This is a genomic window from Flagellimonas algicida, assembly GCF_049629585.1.
GTDB lineage: Bacteria > Bacteroidota > Bacteroidia > Flavobacteriales > Flavobacteriaceae > Flagellimonas.
Window position 1 is genome coordinate 713,135 of record NZ_JBMYIX010000002.1, and the last position, 19,945, is coordinate 733,079.

22 protein-coding genes are annotated in these 19,945 nt (G+C 44.1%); 10 read left to right on the forward strand and 12 right to left on the reverse strand.

Going from position 1 to position 19,945, the window contains the following annotated elements:
• Positions 1-66: 66 nt before the first annotated feature.
• A complete protein-coding gene (locus ACPD8L_RS12050) occupies positions 67-558 on the forward strand; it encodes a hypothetical protein (protein WP_116216439.1) in 492 nt (163 codons plus the stop codon).
• Between the two features lie 41 nt (positions 559-599).
• Here the strand turns inward: ACPD8L_RS12050 and ACPD8L_RS12055 are convergent, their stop codons facing one another.
• Positions 600-1,130: a lipid-binding SYLF domain-containing protein gene (locus ACPD8L_RS12055; protein ID WP_293304031.1), complete on the reverse strand. Its 531-nt coding sequence runs from the start codon at positions 1,128-1,130 to the stop codon at positions 600-602.
• A 100-nt stretch (positions 1,131-1,230) separates the two neighbouring features.
• On the reverse strand, positions 1,231-1,836 hold the full coding sequence (locus ACPD8L_RS12060) for a DinB family protein (RefSeq protein ID WP_423943544.1): 606 nt from the start codon (positions 1,834-1,836) through the stop codon (positions 1,231-1,233).
• 282 nt (positions 1,837-2,118) lie between these two features.
• On the opposite strand from ACPD8L_RS12060, the gene katG reads away from it, so the two are divergent.
• The 4 genes from katG to ACPD8L_RS12080 all read left to right on the forward strand — a co-directional run bounded on the left by katG (position 2,119) and on the right by ACPD8L_RS12080 (position 6,321).
• Positions 2,119-4,338 (forward strand): catalase/peroxidase HPI, encoded by a 2,220-nt coding sequence (katG, locus tag ACPD8L_RS12065; protein ID WP_423943546.1) that lies wholly within the window; start codon positions 2,119-2,121, stop codon positions 4,336-4,338.
• Between the two features lie 87 nt (positions 4,339-4,425).
• Complete coding sequence (locus tag ACPD8L_RS12070; RefSeq protein WP_423943547.1) at positions 4,426-4,905, forward strand: ankyrin repeat domain-containing protein; 480 nt, start codon at positions 4,426-4,428, stop codon at positions 4,903-4,905.
• Between the two features lie 7 nt (positions 4,906-4,912).
• Positions 4,913-5,536: an NUDIX hydrolase gene (locus ACPD8L_RS12075; RefSeq protein WP_421810276.1), complete on the forward strand. Its 624-nt coding sequence runs from the start codon at positions 4,913-4,915 to the stop codon at positions 5,534-5,536.
• An 11-nt stretch (positions 5,537-5,547) separates the two neighbouring features.
• Entirely contained in the window at positions 5,548-6,321 is a 774-nt protein-coding gene (locus ACPD8L_RS12080; protein WP_423943549.1) for an amidohydrolase, read from the forward strand.
• Here ACPD8L_RS12080 and ACPD8L_RS12085 read toward each other — a convergent pair.
• Positions 6,308-7,927 carry an Ig-like domain-containing protein gene (locus ACPD8L_RS12085; RefSeq protein ID WP_423943551.1) on the reverse strand — a complete coding sequence of 540 codons (1,620 nt, stop codon included), beginning with the start codon at positions 7,925-7,927 and terminating at the stop codon, positions 6,308-6,310. The genes ACPD8L_RS12080 and ACPD8L_RS12085 overlap by 14 nt on opposite strands.
• A 70-nt stretch (positions 7,928-7,997) precedes the next feature.
• Positions 7,998-8,573 (reverse strand): ComF family protein, encoded by a 576-nt coding sequence (locus ACPD8L_RS12090; protein ID WP_423943552.1) that lies wholly within the window; start codon positions 8,571-8,573, stop codon positions 7,998-8,000.
• Positions 8,574-8,734: 161 nt separating this feature from the next.
• Between ACPD8L_RS12090 and ACPD8L_RS12095 the strand changes: the two genes are divergently transcribed.
• A complete protein-coding gene (locus ACPD8L_RS12095) occupies positions 8,735-9,631 on the forward strand; it encodes a hypothetical protein (RefSeq protein ID WP_116216433.1) in 897 nt (298 codons plus the stop codon).
• Between the two features lie 36 nt (positions 9,632-9,667).
• Positions 9,668-11,209: a glycine--tRNA ligase gene (locus ACPD8L_RS12100; protein ID WP_423943554.1), complete on the forward strand. Its 1,542-nt coding sequence runs from the start codon at positions 9,668-9,670 to the stop codon at positions 11,207-11,209.
• Positions 11,210-11,212: 3 nt separating this feature from the next.
• Here the strand turns inward: ACPD8L_RS12100 and ACPD8L_RS12105 are convergent, their stop codons facing one another.
• The 3 genes from ACPD8L_RS12105 to ACPD8L_RS12115 form a co-directional block, all read right to left on the reverse strand.
• The gene (locus ACPD8L_RS12105; protein WP_423943555.1) at positions 11,213-12,637 is read right to left on the reverse strand and encodes a hypothetical protein; all 1,425 of its coding nucleotides are present in this window, start codon (positions 12,635-12,637) and stop codon (positions 11,213-11,215) included.
• Positions 12,638-12,776: 139 nt separating this feature from the next.
• Positions 12,777-13,289: a DUF3124 domain-containing protein gene (locus tag ACPD8L_RS12110; protein WP_423943557.1), complete on the reverse strand. Its 513-nt coding sequence runs from the start codon at positions 13,287-13,289 to the stop codon at positions 12,777-12,779.
• A 219-nt stretch (positions 13,290-13,508) separates the two neighbouring features.
• Positions 13,509-13,733, reverse strand: a complete 225-nt coding sequence (locus ACPD8L_RS12115; RefSeq protein ID WP_116216429.1) for a helix-turn-helix domain-containing protein — start codon at positions 13,731-13,733, stop codon at positions 13,509-13,511.
• A 98-nt stretch (positions 13,734-13,831) separates the two neighbouring features.
• On the opposite strand from ACPD8L_RS12115, the gene ACPD8L_RS12120 reads away from it, so the two are divergent.
• On the forward strand, positions 13,832-14,032 hold the full coding sequence (locus ACPD8L_RS12120) for a hypothetical protein (protein WP_293304053.1): 201 nt from the start codon (positions 13,832-13,834) through the stop codon (positions 14,030-14,032).
• A 31-nt stretch (positions 14,033-14,063) separates the two neighbouring features.
• Here ACPD8L_RS12120 and ACPD8L_RS12125 read toward each other — a convergent pair whose 3' ends face one another.
• The 5 genes from ACPD8L_RS12125 to ACPD8L_RS12145 all read right to left on the reverse strand — a co-directional run bounded on the left by ACPD8L_RS12125 (position 14,064) and on the right by ACPD8L_RS12145 (position 17,944).
• The gene (locus ACPD8L_RS12125) at positions 14,064-14,849 is read right to left on the reverse strand and encodes an FkbM family methyltransferase (protein WP_423943560.1); all 786 of its coding nucleotides are present in this window, start codon (positions 14,847-14,849) and stop codon (positions 14,064-14,066) included.
• A gap of 149 nt (positions 14,850-14,998) precedes the next feature.
• Positions 14,999-15,532 carry a hypothetical protein gene (locus tag ACPD8L_RS12130; RefSeq protein ID WP_293304057.1) on the reverse strand — a complete coding sequence of 178 codons (534 nt, stop codon included), beginning with the start codon at positions 15,530-15,532 and terminating at the stop codon, positions 14,999-15,001.
• Between the two features lie 45 nt (positions 15,533-15,577).
• On the reverse strand, positions 15,578-16,153 hold the full coding sequence (locus ACPD8L_RS12135; protein ID WP_116216426.1) for an SUKH-4 family immunity protein: 576 nt from the start codon (positions 16,151-16,153) through the stop codon (positions 15,578-15,580).
• A gap of 92 nt (positions 16,154-16,245) precedes the next feature.
• Positions 16,246-17,352, reverse strand: a complete 1,107-nt coding sequence (locus ACPD8L_RS12140; protein ID WP_293304061.1) for a Gfo/Idh/MocA family protein — start codon at positions 17,350-17,352, stop codon at positions 16,246-16,248.
• 37 nt (positions 17,353-17,389) lie between these two features.
• On the reverse strand, positions 17,390-17,944 hold the full coding sequence (locus ACPD8L_RS12145) for a cysteine hydrolase family protein (RefSeq protein WP_423943561.1): 555 nt from the start codon (positions 17,942-17,944) through the stop codon (positions 17,390-17,392).
• Positions 17,945-18,075: 131 nt separating this feature from the next.
• Here ACPD8L_RS12145 and ACPD8L_RS12150 point away from each other — a divergent pair, with 131 nt between their 5' ends.
• Positions 18,076-18,840, forward strand: coding sequence for an exodeoxyribonuclease III (locus tag ACPD8L_RS12150; protein ID WP_293304065.1), 765 nt, complete (start codon positions 18,076-18,078; stop codon positions 18,838-18,840).
• Between the two features lie 62 nt (positions 18,841-18,902).
• The gene (locus ACPD8L_RS12155) at positions 18,903-19,943 is read left to right on the forward strand and encodes an NADP(H)-dependent aldo-keto reductase (protein WP_293304067.1); all 1,041 of its coding nucleotides are present in this window, start codon (positions 18,903-18,905) and stop codon (positions 19,941-19,943) included.
• The last annotated feature ends 2 nt before the right edge of the window (positions 19,944-19,945 follow it).

Sequence of the window (19,945 nt, forward strand, 5' to 3'; positions counted from 1 at the left end):
ATCTATTACGAATGTTTTTTTGGCAAAAAAGATGTAAATTGAACAACAACCTTAAAAACTACAACTATGAGAACACTGGTACTGACCTTGTTATTAGTATTTGCCCTTGGGTTTCATTGTGAGGCACAGCGCATATCCAAAAATGCAATTGGGGTACGGATTGGCGATGACGATGGTTTTGATTCCTTTGGAGCGGAAATCAGTTATCAACGGGCCCTTTTAGAAAACAATAGGCTTGAGCTAAATCTTGGAATCCGAGGAGAAAAAGATGTGTACGACGCGTTCAAGGTGGTCGGTCTTTTTCAGTGGGTGATGCCTTTGGACGAATCCTTTCACTGGTACGTTGGTGCAGGGGGAGGCTTGGGCAATGTGGATTATGATGGTGGAGGTTCGGCCTCGTTTGGCCTGTTGGCCGGTAATATTGGACTGGAGTATAATTTTAAGATCCCGCTGCTTTTGTCGTTGGACGTAAGACCGGAAATTGGTTTTGGCGAAGAGGATGCCTATGGAGATGGCTTCGATTTTGATCTGGGACTCGGGATCCGATACCAGTTTTAGGAAGTAAACTAAAAACGCCCCTTTAAAGGGGCGTTGCTTTTTTAAAATGCTTTATAGCCAAACTTCTGTCCCCCTACCGAGGCATCGGCCATAAGACCGGCCTTGGGGAGGGCAAAAACGGCCACACCATCTTTGTATTTGGCGTTAAAGGCAATTCCCGATTTCAGGGCAACCGCCGAGGTTTCTGCCGCAAATTGAAATTTCCCTTCCTTAAAGCGGTCCAAATCTGTGTCTGTCTCAAAAAAGATAACCTCGATTATGGCCTGTCCACCTGCTTGTAGACCTATGTTTAACTTTTTAAGGTCAGCCATTCCAATAGGATTGCCATTTTCATAGACCACTCCATTACCTGAAGCCCCACCAATGATAAAGCCCCCTTTTCCCACATTGGGAAAGATCACATAACCCGCCGAATTGTCAAAAAAGCCGTCAAGGTTGGGGGCAGCCTCCAAAAGGGCGGTTTTTGCCTTCTTGGCATCGGCCATGATTTTCTGGTCCTTTTTATTCTGTGCAAGCAAACTGGTGCCAATCATTAAAAAAGCGACCAGTACAATAGATTTTAAAGTCTTCATAGTGTTCATTTTGTAGTGTTTCCTCAAAGTTAAAAAACAAACCCTCTCCATTTTGGAAAGGGTTTGCCAATTAGTGTTAAGGAAAACCTATTGTTTTTACCTATTTTGGAAACTTGGTGTGTGCCATAACTTCCTCCATTTGCAATACGTGGCGTTCGGTGTGGCCAGCGGCAAAGATGATCAATTGTACCCCATCCACAGGGCCAAACGGAAGATCCTTGCTATACCGGTTTCTAAGATCGTCCTCGGTGGTTTTTACATATTCAATATGGGCGTTCCTTTTTTCCAAAAAGGCCTGTAGGGTATTTTCAAAAGACTCAAACTGTCCACTAGGTTCAAAGGCTTCCGATGTTTTTACCTTATTGCTCCGGTCACTGATATTGGTCATTATGTCTTCATCCTTAAATACCAGCGAATCCTTAAGGACTGGATTTGGGCCAGCTCCAACTGTTTTCTGTATCAATCCCCCAAAGCCATTTTCAGTAACGGCCAAGTGTTCAACACATTCGGCAATAGACCAGGAGTTTTCATCAGGTTTAAAATTTAGTTGGGCATTGGTTAGACCTTCCAAAACCTGGATCATGTGGTTACGGGTCTCGGTAAGATGCTTCAACATCCACTCACGATCTTGCTCATTCAGCTTTGTGGTATCAGCACTGAAACTGAAAAGTATCAATGCTGCAAAAGGTAAAATCAACTTTTTCATAATCTATAGGGTTAAAGGTGTTGTCATGATGTTTTTATGGTATGTGGCTACGGAGCACAAAAGCAGCCACAGTATAAAGATAAGGTATGATAACGCCCCTTAAAGGGGGTGAATATGCCAAATCAAGGGGTTATTTCCGTAAAAAGAAGCGGCAAGATCAGAATGGCCATAAATAGATAATGTTTATGTTTTAATAGTATTTTAATATCAATTATCTATATCGATGGAGGTCATTTTCGTAAATTTATAAAGGATAAAAAATAACTTAAACAACATACTATCATGAGTAAAGAAATGGCAAACGGGGCAGATGCAAGTCAGTGCCCTTTTTTGAGTGAAGTTGCCGGTGGGGGTACACAAAATGAAGATTGGTGGCCCAATCGACTTAAGCTGGAACTGTTGAACCAGCATTCGGAAAAATCAAATCCGTTGGGAGAAGGTTTTAACTATGCCGAAGAATTCAAAAAACTGGATTATTCAGCACTGAAGAAGGATCTTTTGGATGTTATGACCGATTCACAGGATTGGTGGCCTGCTGATTTTGGCAGTTATGCCGGACTGTTCATCCGCATGGCATGGCACAGTGCAGGAACCTATCGTGTTCAAGATGGCCGTGGGGGTGGTGGCCGTGGTCAACAACGTTTTGCACCTCTAAACTCTTGGCCAGACAACGTAAGTTTGGATAAGGCCCGTCGCTTGTTATGGCCCATCAAACAAAAGTATGGTCAGAAAATATCTTGGGCAGACCTTATGATTTTGGCCGGAAACGTTGCCTTGGAATCAACGGGCTTCCGCACCTTTGGTTTTGCAGGTGGTCGTGAAGATGTCTGGGAACCAGACCAAGATGTATATTGGGGTAACGAAACCGAATGGTTGGCTACGAGTGATACGCCCAATAGCCGATACTCACATAATAAGGAAGAACGTGATCTTGAGAATCCTTTGGCTGCAGTGCAAATGGGATTGATCTACGTAAACCCGGAAGGTCCGGATGGTAACCCTGACCCAGTAGCCGCAGCGCATGATATCCGAGATACCTTTGAGCGTATGGCAATGAACGATGAAGAAACTGTTGCATTGATTGCAGGAGGACACACCATTGGTAAAACACACGGTAATGGCGATGGCGCAAAAGTCGAAATGGATGCAGATCCAGAAGCAGCAGATTTGGCAACGCAAGGCTTTGGTTGGGAGAATAAAAATGGTTCAGGAAAAGGTCCAGATGCCTTTACTTCTGGATTGGAAGTAATTTGGACCTCTACCCCTGTACAATGGAGCAATGACTTCTTTAAGTTCTTGTTTGAATATGAATGGGAATTGACCAAATCTCCAGCGGGAGCACACCAATGGGTAGCTTCAAATGCAGAGGCCATTATTCCAGACCCTTTTGGCGGCCCTAACAGAAAGCCAACGATGCTGACAACCGATCTATCCTTGCGTTTTGATCCCGCTTACGAAAAAATATCCCGTAAATTCTATAACGATCCTCAGGCCTTCGCCGAAGCGTATGCCCGAGCTTGGTTCAAATTGACACACCGTGATATGGGACCTGTTTCCAGATATCTAGGTCCAGAAGTGCCCAAAGAAGAGTTGATTTGGCAAGACCCCATTCCAGCAGTGGATTATACCTTGGTGGATGCTTCTGACATAAAAGCTTTGAAAACTAAAGTATTGGATTCCGGGGTTTCCGTTTCTGATTTGGTGTATACCGCTTGGTCATCTGCCGCCACTTTCCGTGGTGGGGATAAGCGTGGTGGTGCCAACGGTGCCCGTATCAACTTGGAGCCCATGAAAAGTTGGGAAGTAAATAAAGGTACTGATAAGACCATAAAGGTCCTTGAAGGTATTAAAGATGAATTCAATGGCAATACCAGTGGAGGTAAGAAAATCTCCTTGGCCGATATGATTGTATTGGCAGGTAGTGCCGCGGTTGAAAAAGCAGCTAGTGATGCCGGTGTACCTACGGAAGTGCCATTTACCCCAGGACGTAATGACGCGACCCAGGAGCAAACCGAAGTTGATTCTGTGGACTATTTGAACACGCCTTATGATGGATTCAGAAACTATGTGGTAAAAGGAGTAAAAGTTCCTGCAGAGCATTTGTTGGTGGATAAAGCACAATTATTAACGCTTACTACCCCAGAAATGACTGCTCTTGTAGGTGGTTTACGGGTACTAGGTGCCAATTTTGACGGTTCAAGGCATGGGGTGTTTACAGACAATATCGGAGTGTTGAGCAACGATTTCTTTGTGAACTTGCTCGATATGTCCACTGAATGGAAAGCCGCCAATGAGGAGAAATCACTTTATGAAGGGGTTGATCGCAAAACAGGCGATTTTAAATGGTCCGGTACTCGGGTCGACCTTGTATTTGGTTCCAACTCCATCTTGCGTGCCCTTTCAGAAGTATATGCAGAGTCTGGGTCAGAAACAAAATTTGTAAAGGATTTTGTGGCGGCGTGGACCAAGGTTATGAACCTAGATCGTTTTGATCTGGCGTAACAAAATTAGAAGAAAAGGAAAATTAATTGCCAAAGCTGCCATGACCCTCACGGTTGTGGCAGTTTTTTTTATAAATTTCATTCACGTATGAATCAAGTGGAATCTTTTTTTAATCACATCAGAAGTGGCGATGCCAAAGCAGTTGCACAGCTTCTTGCCTCCAATCCCAAATTGTTGGAAGTAAAGGACCAAAGAGGCTCTACCCCATTATTGCTCGCCACCTATTATGGCCATGGTGAGCTGTCCCAATTTCTTTTGGAAAAAGGAGCTCAGGTAGATGCCAAGGACGGTTCGGGAAATACAGCTTTGATGGGGGTGTGTTTCAAAGGATATGTGGATATTGCCAAGCAATTGATCAATGCTGGGGCCAATGTCAATCAAAAAAATGCCATGGGTGCCACCTGCCTTATTTATGCCGTTACCTTTAACAGGCCGGAAATAGCAGAGCTACTTGTGGAGCACGGCGCTGATATTACTGTGAAAGATGCCAGAGGAAATACGGCCTTGGATCATGCCAAAGAGCAAGGGAATCAGCCATTGGCGAACCTATTGCAAGAAAACACATAGATGTTATATGGATTCCAAAGAGCAGCTCAATCTCGCCAAACGCATCAAGGCCATTTCAGAAACCGGATTGGTGTATGCCCAAGACCTCTATGACCGTGAACGGTATGAAGAACTAAAAGTCATAAGCCTGAAATTGATGGCGCAGTTGGGCAACATGCCCATGGAAGCCTTGGAGGATTTTTTTCTGCCCCAAGAAGATTACCCTACCCCTAAAGTGGATGTGCGTGCTTTTGTGTTGAACGAAAAGGATGAAATCTTGATGGCTAGGGAAAGTATTGATGGTAAATGGACCATTCCCGGAGGTTGGGCAGATATTGGCAGTACACCCTCGGAAACGGCGGTAAGGGAAGTAAAGGAGGAAACCGGGATTGAGGTCGAGGCGATACGTTTATTGGCCGTTTATGACAAACAAGCGCACCCGCATCCTCCGGCCCCCATTTATGTGTATAAACTGATTTTTCTTTGCCAAATGAGAGGAGGGGAGCTCCAAGCAGGGTTCGATATGCTGGATACTGGCTTTTTTCCTTTGGATCAACTTCCCGAACTTTCCGAGGAACGGATTTTGGAAGAGCAGATACACGCATTGTTTAAAAATGCAAAGTCCACGGAATCCAAAGTGTATTTTGATTAAAAAGCAAACCAATGTCACAACACCTTACAATTGCTTTGATTCAATCCCAACTGCATTGGGAAGCTCCGCAGCAGAACCGAACTATGTTCGAGGAGAAAATGGATTCCATTTCCAATGATGTGGATGTCATTGTGCTTCCTGAGATGTTTACCTCTGGATTTACCATGAATCCTGGCAATTTGGATACATCAGAGGGCATCAAAACAGTGGAGTGGATGCAAAATCAGGCCAAAAAGAAGGATGCGGCAATTGTGGGCAGTATGGTATTTCAAGAAGACGACAAGTTTTTCAATCGGTTGTGGTTTGTTCAGCCAAATGGAAATCTTTCAACCTATGACAAAAAACACACTTTTACCCTTGCGGGAGAAGATAAGGTCTATACCGCAGGCAATAAAAAAGTACTTGTTGATTTTCGGGGATTCAAGACGTGTCCATTGATCTGTTATGATCTTCGGTTTCCGGTATGGGCCCGTAATGCCGAAAATTATGATGTTTTGATCTATGTGGCCAATTGGCCGAAACCTCGAATTGAAGCATGGGACACACTTCTTAAGGCGAGGGCCATAGAAAACATGGCTTATGCCATAGGGGTGAACAGGATCGGGCAGGACAATCTGGGGCATGAATACTCGGGGCATTCTGCAGTTTATGATGCACTGGGAAACCCTATTGCATATTCAGAAAAGGAAGAGATTATTTATACCACCTTGGATAAAGCGCATATAGAATCCACTAGGGAGAAACTTAAATTTTTAGAGGATAGGGACGACTTTACTCTGAAATAATGAAATTCTGCTCCAATTCCCAATTGGCCCGCACTTCTATGACATCAGGATAATAACTGATCCGTTCGGGTTGTAGTTTTTTGAGAAAACTTCCCGTGTCCCATTTACCATTGCCATTGTCATCAAAAATAACCCGTACCACATAATTTCCAGGGTCCAGGTTGCTGAACTCAAAAATCCTTGATTCAGGAGCAATGATTTCACGTTGGATTTCTCCCTGCTCATTGGTCAATTGCAATACAAGGGGGTATTGGACGGCACCACCAAGGGTCATTCTTAGATTGCCATAATCGGCATAACCACTGGTTGAAATAGCATAGTCCAGGGTGTCGTTCTGCATACCAAAGAAATCCGAAATGGCACCTGGGAGCAGTGAAAATCGGTATCTCTGGTTAGGTTCTATCTCAAAATCAAACTCAACCTTGTTTTCCAAGGTATCCAAAACATGACTAAAGGGAGCCAACAGGGAATCACTTACCACCAAACCAATTTTTGTGGTGTCCACATTGGCAATTGGGGTATTGGCAAGTATGCTGAAGGTATCCTCAAAATTGAATTTTCCTCGAATGCCAGAGGTTAGGGACAAGGAATCCAAAGGCAGTTTTCTGGTCTTTACGGTAAACGTGTCAATACGCTCCAATTTGTCATTGGTGACCGTGAAAATGATGGAATCCAAATCTGTAGGCGTGATCCAATAGTTCAAGGTGTCCTTTTCGCGGTCTTTCAATATTTTGGTTTGCACCGAATCGGGCAATTGGGTCAAGGTTTGGATTTCTATGTCCTCATGGTTGCCTTGATACCCAAAAATGATACGGTTCTTGGCCGAATAACTGGGTACGGAAACACTATAATCCGGTTCTTCCAAAAACAGGTTGAGCAAGTAGGTGGAATCCGTTGGAATGCTGATGGTGTCCTCAAGAAATCCAATTTTGTCCTGCTTTTGGTTAAACAGATTGTTTTTGTTCACATCTTTTAGGGCAAAGAGGGCATATTTCCCGGCCCTCAAATTTTTAAGCTCAAACAGCGGAAGGCTATCCCCCGTACTGGCAATATAATTGGGAGGGGTTTTATAAATGGTGGAATCGGTATAAGCGGTATCTATTTCATACAGCATCACACTGATGAACTGATCGGCCTTTTTATTGAAAGCATCTTTTACTGCACCAGATAAAGTCAAAGAGTCTATATAGGTCCCCGTGGAGAAAACATAAGTGAGAAAGCTGTTGGGGTTGCCCTCGTTATTATCAACAATACTTTGCCCAAAATTGAAAGTATAGGTGGTATTTTCACGAAGGGTGTCTTTGATGATGACCTCAATATACTTTCTGGGTCCGCCTTGTGGCGTTATTTCTGGGGGATACTTCAAGGGAGGTGAAACCACCAGTTGGTTCTGTACGTCCTGGAGTTTTATGAGCTCATCAAAATAAAGTCGGATTTTTTGGCCCTCAAAACTGATGCTGAAGTTATCCGGTTCTGCGCGTACAAGCTTTGGTGGGGTAACATCCTCTGGTCCACCGGAAGGAGAACCTCTTCTGGCACATTGCCATAGGGCAAGGCCCATCAGGGCGAAAAAAAGAAAACCCAACAATTTTTTTACGTACGCCATGCCAAAATCCATGTGGGGCAAAGAAACAACTAATTTAAAAATTGAAGGTACGCATTAATAAAATTTAACCCTAGGGAACCACAGCCATACTGAGGACTGAGATATCCTTGGGCTTGAGCTGCTGAAGGGCTTTGGCACAAGATTCTATGGTGGCTCCCGTGGTTATAACGTCGTCTACCAGCAGCACATGCCCAAAATGTGTTTTTACCACAGGGTTTACCAGAAAAGCTTCTTTTGAATTTTCCCAGCGCAACAGCCTATCCTTTTTCGTCTGGGTTTTGGTGTTTAAGGTCTTCAGAAGTAAATCGTCCCTGTATTCAGCACCAATGGCCTCGGCAATTTTTTGTGCAAAAAGAGCTACTTGGTTATACCCTCTCTTTTTCAATTTTTTTGGATGCAAGGGTACCGGGATGACAACATCAATTTTTTCCAGACCCATTTCTTTTCTTAATTGGGCACCATACCAATCCCCAAAAAAGCCGCCAATTTGTTCTTGATTTTTGTATTTTAACGAATGCAGCAAATTTTTAACAATCCCATTTTTGGTGAAAAAAACAAAGGCAGCTGCTTTTTTTATGGCAATTCGTCCATAAAATATACGATCTACGGTGTTTTCATCCAAGAAGTTATGATCGGTGAGTGGCATCTCATGTCGACAAACGGCACACAAAATGCTTTCTCCTCTGAATAATTGGGCATTACATCCAAAACATACCTGTGGCAATAGGATGTTGTTAATCTCGTTTATTATCTTAGCCAACCTTTTTGGTATCAAATCTTATACGCGTTAGAGTAGTCTGTCAACCCATGAGCCCCCAAGATAATCATTTCAACTACAAGATCATATTTGCCGCGCTGGTTGCGGTCATTGTGGGGATTCTCATTGCTTTCTACTATAGTTACGCCCAATCCAAGAACCAAATGTCGTTCTTGGAGCAGGAAAAATCACTTTTGGTGAAGGACCTTACTTTGATGAAGGCCGAAGTGGACAGACTTTCGGGACTTAACGAAGTGAACGATATTGAACTGCAGACCTCTAGGTTCAGGGTACAACAGCTCTTGGATTCTGTGGGAAGGCTCAATTTTAGCATTACCAAGCTCAAGGAAACCCGAAAGGAGCTGCGCAAATTGGAGGTACGCTTTGACAGTCTTAAATTGAAGAACAACTTTCTGCGGTACAACAATAGCCTTTTGGCCAGTAAGTATGAGGAAACCCGTAAGCAGTTGGAAGATCTAAGGGGCAGGGCCAATTCCATGGAACAGACCGAATCCTTGCTTAGGGAGACCAATCGGGAACTGACCCGGGAATTACGCATTAAAAGCTATCTGAAATTGCAGGATGCCGAGGGAAGTGGGTTCCGATTGCGGGCCGGAAGACCCATAAAGACCAATAAGGCCTCCACTATTGAAAAATTACGGGGATGTGTTACCATTTTGAGCGACCCTAACGAACGTGGCGATGTAAAAGTGGTATACCTACAGTTTTTGGACCCCAATATGGCCGTGATAGAGGATAATGCCAATACCATATCGGTCAGTGGAAACATCTACAGCAAAAAAGTGGAGATTGTGTATACGGGAAAGGAAATCAGTATTTGTGATGCCATTACCGTACCCGAAGGCTCCTTGGCCGAAGGAATTTACACCCTTAATGTTTTTGAGGACGAAAGATTGCTCGCTTCCACAGAATTTCAGCTGAAATAACACACTTCTTTTTGGGTAAAATTCTATTTTTGCCCAATGGCAAATCAGGAAGACATTTTTAAGAAGGTTATCTCTCACGCAAAGGAATACGGCTATGTATTTCAATCCAGTGAGATTTATGATGGACTTAGCGCAGTTTATGACTACGGTCAGAATGGCGCTGAACTAAAGAAGAACATCCGCGAATATTGGTGGAAGGCCATGGTGCAGCTCAATGAGAACATTGTGGGCATAGATGCCGCCATATTTATGCACCCCACCACTTGGAAGGCCTCTGGCCACGTGGATGCCTTCAATGACCCGTTGATAGACAACAAAGATTCCAAAAAAAGATATAGGGCCGACGTCTTGATCGAAGATTATGTGGCCAAGATAGAAGCCAAGATAGACAAGGAGGTCACCAAGGCCGCCAAACGTTTTGGGGATAGTTTTGACAAGGAGCAGTTCCTGTCCACTAACCAACGCGTTATGGATTATCAGGCTAAGGCCGATGAAATCCTAAAACGAATGGCAAAATCTTTGGAAAACGAGGATTTGGCCGATGTCAAAGCTCTTATTGAGGAATTGGAAATTGCCTGTCCACTTTCTGGGTCCAAAAACTGGACGGACGTGAAGCAGTTCAACCTTATGTTCGGGACCAAGTTGGGTGCCTCTGCGGATAGTGCCATGGACCTCTACCTTCGTCCTGAGACTGCACAAGGTATTTTTGTCAACTTTTTGAATGTACAGAAAACCGGAAGGATGAAAATTCCGTTCGGGATTGCCCAAACCGGAAAAGCCTTCCGTAACGAGATTGTGGCCCGCCAGTTCATTTTCCGTATGCGGGAATTTGAACAGATGGAAATGCAATACTTCATTAAGCCGGGAACCCAAATGGAGTGGTACGAAGCTTGGAAGGAAAAACGTATGAAATGGCACCTTTCCTTGGGAATGGGAGCAGATAACTACCGTTTTCACGACCACGAAAAATTGGCCCACTACGCTGATGCGGCCGCTGATATCGAATTCAAGTTCCCATTTGGGTTCAAGGAGTTGGAAGGCATCCACTCCCGTACCGATTTCGATTTGGGCAAGCATGAGGAATATTCAGGAAAAAAACTACAATATTTCGACCCGGAGGAAAACAAGAGCTATGTACCCTACGTGCTGGAAACCTCAATAGGATTGGACCGTATGTTCTTGGCCGTATTCTCCAACTCACTACAAGAAGAAGAGCTTGAAAACGGCTCCACCCGGACCGTACTGAAAATTCCAGCGGTGTTGGCCCCCAACAAAGTGGCTGTTTTGCCATTGCTCAAACGGGATGGTCTACCTGAGGTGGCCCAAAAACTTGTTGATGAGCTAAAATGGGACTTCAATGTGGACTATGATGAAAAAGATGCCGTAGGCCGCCGTTACCGTCGTCAAGATGCTGCGGGGACACCATTCTGTGTTACTGTGGACCATCAAACTTTGGAAGACGATACCGTGACCATTCGCCATAGGGACACCATGGAACAGAGCCGGGTAAAGCTTTCCGAGGTCAAGGAAATCATCTCCAAGGAAGTGGATATGCGGTACTGGTTGCAGAAACTGTAATCTTTATGGGTGTCTTTCATCGGAGAAATCCTGTTTACAGACCCTAGGAATGTATTTTTGACCATATGTGCTGAACACCTCTATGGAGCCATTGGGATATTTGTGGAACAAGGCCGAAATCATACCATAGGATTTTCTGTCGCCCTCCAAAGGATGTTCCGTTCTAAACGTAGCTGAGCATTTGGAGTGGGTATAGTTATTAAATGCATCATATACTTTGGTCCATATGGTTTTGTTGCTTATGGTATTTTTTGTGAAAGTCTGCATCCAACCCTGTGATTTGGCGTATTTTTTTAGCACATTCAGTAACTTTCTTGCTTTGCGATCGGTATAGATGGGTTCCACTGGAGGGCCAAATTCAGTGGAGCACAGTTTTTTTAACCCTTCATCAGTAATGTTGAATGCTATTGGCCCGGTAGTTGCCAAAAGCACTTTGGCGGATGCTGTATGGGAAGAATCTGGGAGGGCTACATATTTTTTCCACTCAAACCCATATTTCTTTGAGGGGAGGTTGTTTTTAAGTACATATTCCATAAATTTTCCTTCTATCCCTTCATTTTTTAAAATAAAAACAGGCTCTCTATTTGAAGTGCAACTGTTGATCATATCCTTGTCCTTATCATGAAAAGGGCCTTCTTCGTTGTATACGGCCAGTTTTCCATCCAAATAAAATTCGTTTATGATTTTTGCCCTGCTGCTACCTCGTCTGATTCGGAAGCCTTCAATTTGTAATATTTCTACAGGAGGCTTTATTCTGGTGTAAAAAGCCCTTGCATACAATTTGTCGCCTATGGTAAATTCCTTTAGGGCAAAAGGGCCTTTGTTGTTGTGGAATAGATGGTCAGTTTTAGATAGCACGATCCTTCCTGCCTCTCGGCGCTGTACCTCGCCCAAGTACATGCCATTGCTTTCGGAACCTGGAATTTCAAAGTCATTGGCTTCCTTTTTTAGGACCGCTTTATCCTTATGTCCAATGAACAGCACTCCGGCAAAATCCCCTTGATGGTAAAACTCGATTACCATACTTTGATCTTGCTCGTGGATTAAAAAGGATATGTCGCTGATGACATCCATTTTCCCTCTGACCTTTTTTGGTGGTGGCCCATCAGTATTGGAGGGATAACTGAGCACACCTGTATAAATTTTTCCTTCCTTGTTCTTGAAATGTACCTCCATGGTATGGGTAAGGTTCCCAGAAATGAAATTGGCCAATGTTACCTCGGTAAAGTAGGAAGAAGAGGTCTTATAGGAACCTTCTCTAAGGTAATGGGCCCCATTTGCAACGGTATTGACGGGTTTTCCATCTTTTTCTACTTTCACAAGCGTATTTTCTAGCCTATTCGTATATTTTTTGATGGCCTGTGCTTGATTGGATTGTGCATACCCCAATAAAAATACCAACAGAAAGACGTTAAGAATCTTGTGCATAAGGGTCAAGTTTGGTGCATGGGCCCTCTAAGATTCTAAATATTCCGGAATTTTTGCCCAAACTTTGATGGATGCCCTGTTTGGGTTAACGAATGCCCCGTTTGAGTTTACAGGGATAGGAAACAAATGATTTTATTTGCTACTCCACCCGAATGCCTTTTGTGGTAAAGGACAACCCCTGTTGCCCGGATGTGGAGATCATGACCCCCTCAAAATAAGGCTCGTGTGAGGAGGGCTTAATGCTCCAATCGAAAAGGAAATTGGCCCCTGTCCCCCCCGCTGGGTCCTTTTCGTCTATGACGATTTCCACCGTCTCCATGGGTTTTATGTAGATGGGGGCATCAAAATAGATGCGGATGGCATCACCGTGGGTGTCAAAATACTCCGCCTTGCGAATGTAAATGGTATCCATGAGGTTGGTGTTGCGCATGCTTATGGTCGCCGTGAGGTTGTGCGTGCGGTGCTCCGTTTCGCTGTACACCTGCGAGTAGACCGAAAGATAACTGCTCCCGTTCACCAAAGAATCACTGGCGGATAGGGTCACGGTACGGGCACTCCAGTTTATGGGGTCCACGGAACTGACATCCTCCGGTGCTTTTTCGGCACAGGACAAGATAAGCAAGGACAATAGGATCAAGACCAACTTGGGCATACAAAATGTTCTAGTTTGACTAAGATACGGAATAGTACATTTTATGAATGCGTCAGTTTGCGTTTTTCCAAAGGAAAAGTATCGAGAACCGGGTTTTCTATGTCACATTGAGCGCAGTCGAAATGTAGACACTGCCAGAACACCCCTTTTTTTACATCCCATTATTTTTGAACATGTTTATGAGACCCTGAAACAAGTTCAGGGTGACGGTTCTTGTGTTTAATCAAAACCCTCACTGAAAAATTCCTCTAGGGTCATGTCAAAAGCTTGGGCAATTTTAAGAAGGCTGGTGTATTGCATATCTGTACCCGTTTCATAACGACCATATTGGGCACGATGGATGCCATTGTCGTAGGCAAAACTTTCATAGCTTGAATATCCTTTTTGAAGTCGTAAGGATTTGATACGCTTGGCTAGCTTCTTGATCTCTTTGGATTTGTCCATAAAGTAAAGAAATCAAGTGCGCTATTAATAAGTAACTACTAATTAGTAGTTATTTTAAAATCTTTTCTATATTTGAACATAACCAAGTTGTCCCAAATATGAACCAAATACAAATGGCCCAGCTCAATGCATGGATCACCGACACCTACGGCAGCCCGGCGATCTTGGCCCACTATCTGGACCTTGCCGTGGAAATGTTGTTTTATCTGGAAAAGGATTCCTTTGAACAAATGGAGATACAGAACGTGGTCACCGCCTTAAAGGGCATGGAGCGGGTAATGCGGAAAATTCCTGGCTAGTGCGGCAAGCCTTTACCATGGTGGTGGGAGGTTATTTTTCCCAAATTTGAAAGTGCCCATCCCTGACCACCAGTTTAAAATGGAGTTCACTTAAGAGGTCCTCACATTCTTTGGCTTCCTCCTCTGTCAAGATTCCGGCAAACGGATGGACCTCCAAAAAAATAGTTTTAAAGCTGGATAGGCTCTCCTTAAAATCCCTAAAAAGGTTCAGTTCGCCTCCTTCAATATCCATGATCAGGGTATCAAAGTCCATGTTGTACCTTTCTTTCAGTTCATCTATGGTCCATCCCCTAACGGTAACTTTTTTAGGTGTTTTCCGCACGGTGCTACCGCCAACAATCAGTTTATGGATGTAGAAGGTGTTTTCCTTGTTGTGAGAGACAATGGCATTTTCCACAGAAAAACCACAATGGTTGGTTTGCTTGTTTTTCTTGATCCATTGGATAAGGTTCGGATTTGCCTCCAAGGCAACATGGGCGTTTTTGTTTAGCAATATGGTGTTGATCATGCACGAAGTGTACCCCAGGCAGGAGCCCAATTCCAAAACTTTGGCATGGGGGGACAAATGTTTTTTTAGGTGTTTGGTCTCTTCCACCTCATAAAGGTTCAAGGGGAACCTGCCCCGGAATTTCAAATCCGTTAAATGAAAGGGTACGTAGAGCGTTATGCCTTCCTTTTTGTAGGCCTTTAAAAAGAACGTAAAATAGATTCCGGCAAGCTGCAGTTTGATCACGTAAAGCGCCTTGGCTATTTTTTTGGGCAGCAAAACAAGCCGGCTTGCAAACGGTGTTCCCATACGATGCTCTGCTGTATTCATGAAGGTGCTTTTTGCGTAAAATAGAGGAGGGGTAATGTCTATCTTCCTTAAATATAGGAGTTAAGCACGACTTATGGCAAAGCTGTCCGGAGTTTTTGCTTTTGAATAAATGTGATTATAGTGATGTTGTTTTGTTTGGAGGGGAGAAATCAACCCTTATCCAATTTGCCTTTTGGAGTGAATAGTTTTGCGATCCATTCATAGTTCAACAACATTAGGATTCCTATCAGGATATTCAATCCAGAGATGGCCCACCAGTTGTAATCCAAATGTTGGTCCAACATGGCACCTTCAATCTCTCCCAAACCATATGCAGAAACCTGTTTTTTAAAGGCCAAATAGCAATAGTCTAAAAATTGGGCCAAATTATTGGTGATCAAAAGAAGCCCGATCAGGATTACCGAAAATTTGAAAAGACCATTTGCGTTTAAATCCTTGGCTTCAATTTTTTCATGGTCAAAACCCTTGGTTAGGTGAAAGAGATTTATTGTTCGGTCTGTTTGGAACAAGAGGATATAAACAATGACTCCGGTTACAATGAAATAAACGAAGTTCATTGCAAAGTGAAAGGTGAAAAACCCACCGGAATAAGATAGATTGGGAATCAATGTAAAAAGTGCGTTGATAAAACAATATATCCCAAATGCTTTTATGATAAGCCTAAAAAAGTCCTTGGTTGTCATTTGTTAGGTGTTTTTAGTTAGCTTTAATAAATGCCTAGACGGTTTTTATTCGATTTCTGAAAACAGGTTTTCAATTTCACTCTTCCAAAAGTCCGATTCGATAAAAATGTTTGGATTTATGGATTGAAGTTTGTTTTTAAGTTCCTCAAGATGATTTTTTGTGAATTTGGAGTCCATAAACCCGTCTTCCCCAAATTCTAGTTGTATTTGGGCAACAAACCTCTTGAATTCCAACAGGCATAAAGCTAGTTCAATTACATTTTTATTTATGTCCTGAATAGGTTCAAAACCTAGCTCATGATCTAGCAAGACTATTTTATCATTTGCGGAACAGTCCATACAGATCGGATTTCCAGAACTATCCGAACCAAAAATCCAATAGTTTTCTGCTCCTTTGACGACATCCGTCCCAGAATAATATTCTGCTATGTTATATAGCACACCGTCATAACGCTCTAAACCAAAATCTAGAAATGGAGCAGCCGAATAGGGGAATCCACCGGTAAGAAACTCGGTTGTCGATTTTGTCAGCGGGGTCCTTTTAAATTGCTCAGAATTAAACTCTGTCCATGTGTCAAATTCATCGGGATTCCATTGTTTTTTAAATTCAATTGTATTCATTTCTACTTATAATGTTGTTGATAGTTGATAGGATGTGTTTATTGGCACCTTACTCCTTTAAACCCTCCTTGTCCATATGCCATTTTGGCGACTTATTTTTTTAGATGGATGGTTCTCCCTTTTTTGGCACTTTGGCGGGCGGCATCCAAGATTTCCATGACCACCATATTGTTCTCCAATGCGGTGAGATCGGAGGGTTGTAGGCTCATTTTGCCCCTCACCACGGCGGCCAGCACGGAAAAAGGATCGTTGTTGGGTGCAGGGCGCTCCTCCAAGGTCATTTTTTCTTCATGGTAGCCATCGTATCCCTCGGCTATACGTATGCGGAGGTCGTTTCGGTTATCGGCATAAATGGCCCCGGTAAGGCCGTAGAGTTCCATGTCCTTTCGTCCAATGGGCCAGTTCCACGAAGGTTCCAAAATGGCTTGGCAATCGTCATAGGTAAGGATAATGGTGGCATCATCGTCCACCTTGGGGTTGTTCCCCGGCTGAAATTGTTGGGTCACGGCTGTAACGGTATTGGGCCTTGCCCCTTTTTTGAGCCAGGTCATGAGGTTGGCCCCGTAACAGCCAAAATCGGTAATGGCGCCCCCACCATTGAGGATGGGGTCTTGTAACCAATCCAAAAATTCTTTGTTGACGCCAATCTTCACGGGCCCTTTGTGGCCATCGCGTACGATGACCTTTCGCAGGTCGCCTATTTTTCCTTCGTCCAACAATTCCTTGGCTTTATGATTGGTAGGGTACCACGTGGTCTCGTAATTGGTGAGTAGATGTATGTTGTGCTTTTCAGCCAATGCCTTCATTTTTTGGGCGTGGTCCAAGCTCACAGCTAGGGGTTTTTCCACCATCACATGGATGCCCTTGGGCGCGCAGGTCTGTACGACGGCCAGATGTTCAAAAATAGATCCAAAGGCGGTCACGGCCTCGGGTTGGGTGGCGTTGATCATTTCTTCCAGCGTATTGTACACCAGATCCATGGAAAAACCATGTTGTTCCGCATAGCGTTGGGCCAGTTCCCGGTTGGGTTCGGCAATGCCCACAAGTTCAATATCGCCCAGATCTTCACGGCCCAAGATCCAATGCACGTGGGCATGGGAGAGTCCGGCCACCCCGATCCGCACCGGTTTTTCTTGGGCGAAGGTGGGAATGGCATTTAAAGCAAGACACAATAACAAAAGAAATCCGGAACGTAACATAAGGCAATAAAAAAGGGTTTAGCCTTAAAAGTAAGAACTAATCCGCTAGCTTTTCCAATAAAGTGGCTGTAGTGACCACTTGGGCAAACTCGTCCTTAAGGACGGCCAAGTTGGTCTGGTGGATGGTTTCGGCGGAATACCGTATCCCGTCCGCCCCAATTTTGTCAAAGGCAGCAGTGGCATCGGAAATCAAAGTAACATTGAAGCCCAGATTGGCGGCCATCCGTACCGAAGTGGACACGCAATGCTCCGTAGTGAGCCCCACAATGACCAGATTTGAAATGTTTTGGGCCTTGAGGCGGGATTCCAAATCGGTGCAGATAAAGGCACTGTTCACATTTTTTTGGATGACAGGCTCCCCCTCAATGGGAGCCACCAAGGGATGGAGGGCATGCCCCTTTTTAGATGGGTGCAAGGGTGAATCCGGGTTTGTGGAACAATGCTGAACGTGGAAGATGGGCCAATCTTTCTTTCGGAAGGCATTCAATATTTTTTGGGCATTGGTTTCCGCCTCGGGATTGTTGCGCTCGGTGCCGTAAAATTCAATTTCCTGAAGTCCCGTTTGTATATCGATCAAGAGCAAGGCCGTCATACCAAAAAGTTTTAGGGTGAAATTACGGATAAGAAGGCTATTATGGCACAATTCTTTTCATCAATGGGGATATTGATAAATTCAATTTTAAGGAGCCGACCACAATGGCTATTTTTAAGGAAAATTTAAAGATGAAGATAGTTTCGTACAACGTAAACGGTATCAGGGCGGCCATGAACAAGGGTTTTGTGGATTGGCTCAAGACCGCAAATCCGGATGTGGTGTGCCTGCAGGAGACCAAGGCCATGGAGGAACAGGTGGATACAGCCCTTTTGGAGGAAGCCGGATACCCTTTCCACTATTGGTATAGTGCCCAAAAGAAAGGGTATAGTGGGGTGGCCTTGCTTTGCAAAAAAGAGCCGGACCATGTGGAGTACGGAACGGGAATCGATTATATGGACCATGAGGGCCGTAACCTCAGGGTGGATTATGGCGATGTTTCCATCATGAGTATGTATTTGCCCTCCGGGACCAATATGGATCGTTTGGATTTTAAATTGACGTACATGGCCGATTTTCAAAAGTATGCGGACCAACTTCGAAAAGAACGCCCCAATTTGGTGGTTTGTGGGGATTACAATATCTGTCATGAAGCCATCGACATCCATGATCCGGTACGGAACAAGAATGTTTCGGGGTTTTTGCCCGTGGAACGGGAATGGATCGGCAATTTTATCAAGAGTGGCTTTATAGACAGTTTCCGGCATTTCAACAAGGAACCTGACAATTATACGTGGTGGAGCTACCGAGCCAATGCGAGGGCCAATAACAAAGGCTGGCGTTTGGATTATGGTATGGTGAACGAATCATTGGCAGACCGTTTAAAACGTTCGGTGATTCTGGCCGATGCAAAGCATAGCGACCATTGCCCCATTCTTTTGGAGTTGGAAACATAACAATTCCCTTAAAAGCTTAAAATACGGATTACGTACCTTAGACCTTTAAATAATTCAGTTTGATGAAATACACGAGAATTCCGCATACCGATATTCGTATCAGTAAAATCTGTTTGGGCACCATGACCTGGGGGAGACAGAACAATGAAGAAGAAGCCCATGAACAAATGGATTATGCCCTAGATCAAGGGGTCAATTTTTTTGATACGGCCGAGATGTATCCTGTTCCCCCAAAAAAGGAACTGTATGCCGTGACCGAGGAACTTATTGGAAATTGGTTCAAGAAAACCGGAAACCGCGACAAGGTGGTTTTGGCCACCAAGATTGCCGGTCCGGGGTATGCAGCGAAAGAAATCAGGGATACAGGTTTTAGCAAAGAGTCTTTGATTGGTGCTGTGGAAGGAAGCTTAAAGCGATTACAAACGGATCATATTGATCTGTACCAATTGCATTGGCCGGAACGGAACACCAATTTTTTCGGTCAGCGTGGGTTTAATGCCCATGCCATTGATGGTTGGGAGGACAATATCCATCAGGTATTGGAAACCCTTCGGGATTTGAAGGCAGAAGGAAAAATACGGCATGTTGGGATTTCCAATGAAACCCCTTGGGGCACCATGCGATATTTGGAAGAGAGCAAAGTCCATCAAGGCCTACCCCGTATGCTCACGATCCAAAACCCATACAGTTTGCTGAACCGATTATTTGAGGTTGGACTTTCCGAGATATCCATGCGGGAACAGATAGGGCTTTTGGCCTACTCACCCATGGCATTTGGTGTGTTGAGTGGAAAATATTTAGGGGATGTCCCGCCCAGAAAGGCAAGGGTAACGCTATTCCCCCAATACGATAGATATAGCAATCCTTCTGCGGTTGAGGCCACGAAAAAATATGCCGAGTTGGCCAAGGAACACAATTTGAACATGGCCCAAATGGCCTTGGCATTTGTGAATTCGAGACCTTTTGTAACGAGCAATATCATTGGGGCCACCACCATGGAACAACTCAAGGAAAATATTGAAAGTATTGAGCTAGATCTTTCGGATGAGGTATTGAAAGGGATTGATGAGATCCACAATTCCATCCCCAATCCTTCTCCATAAAA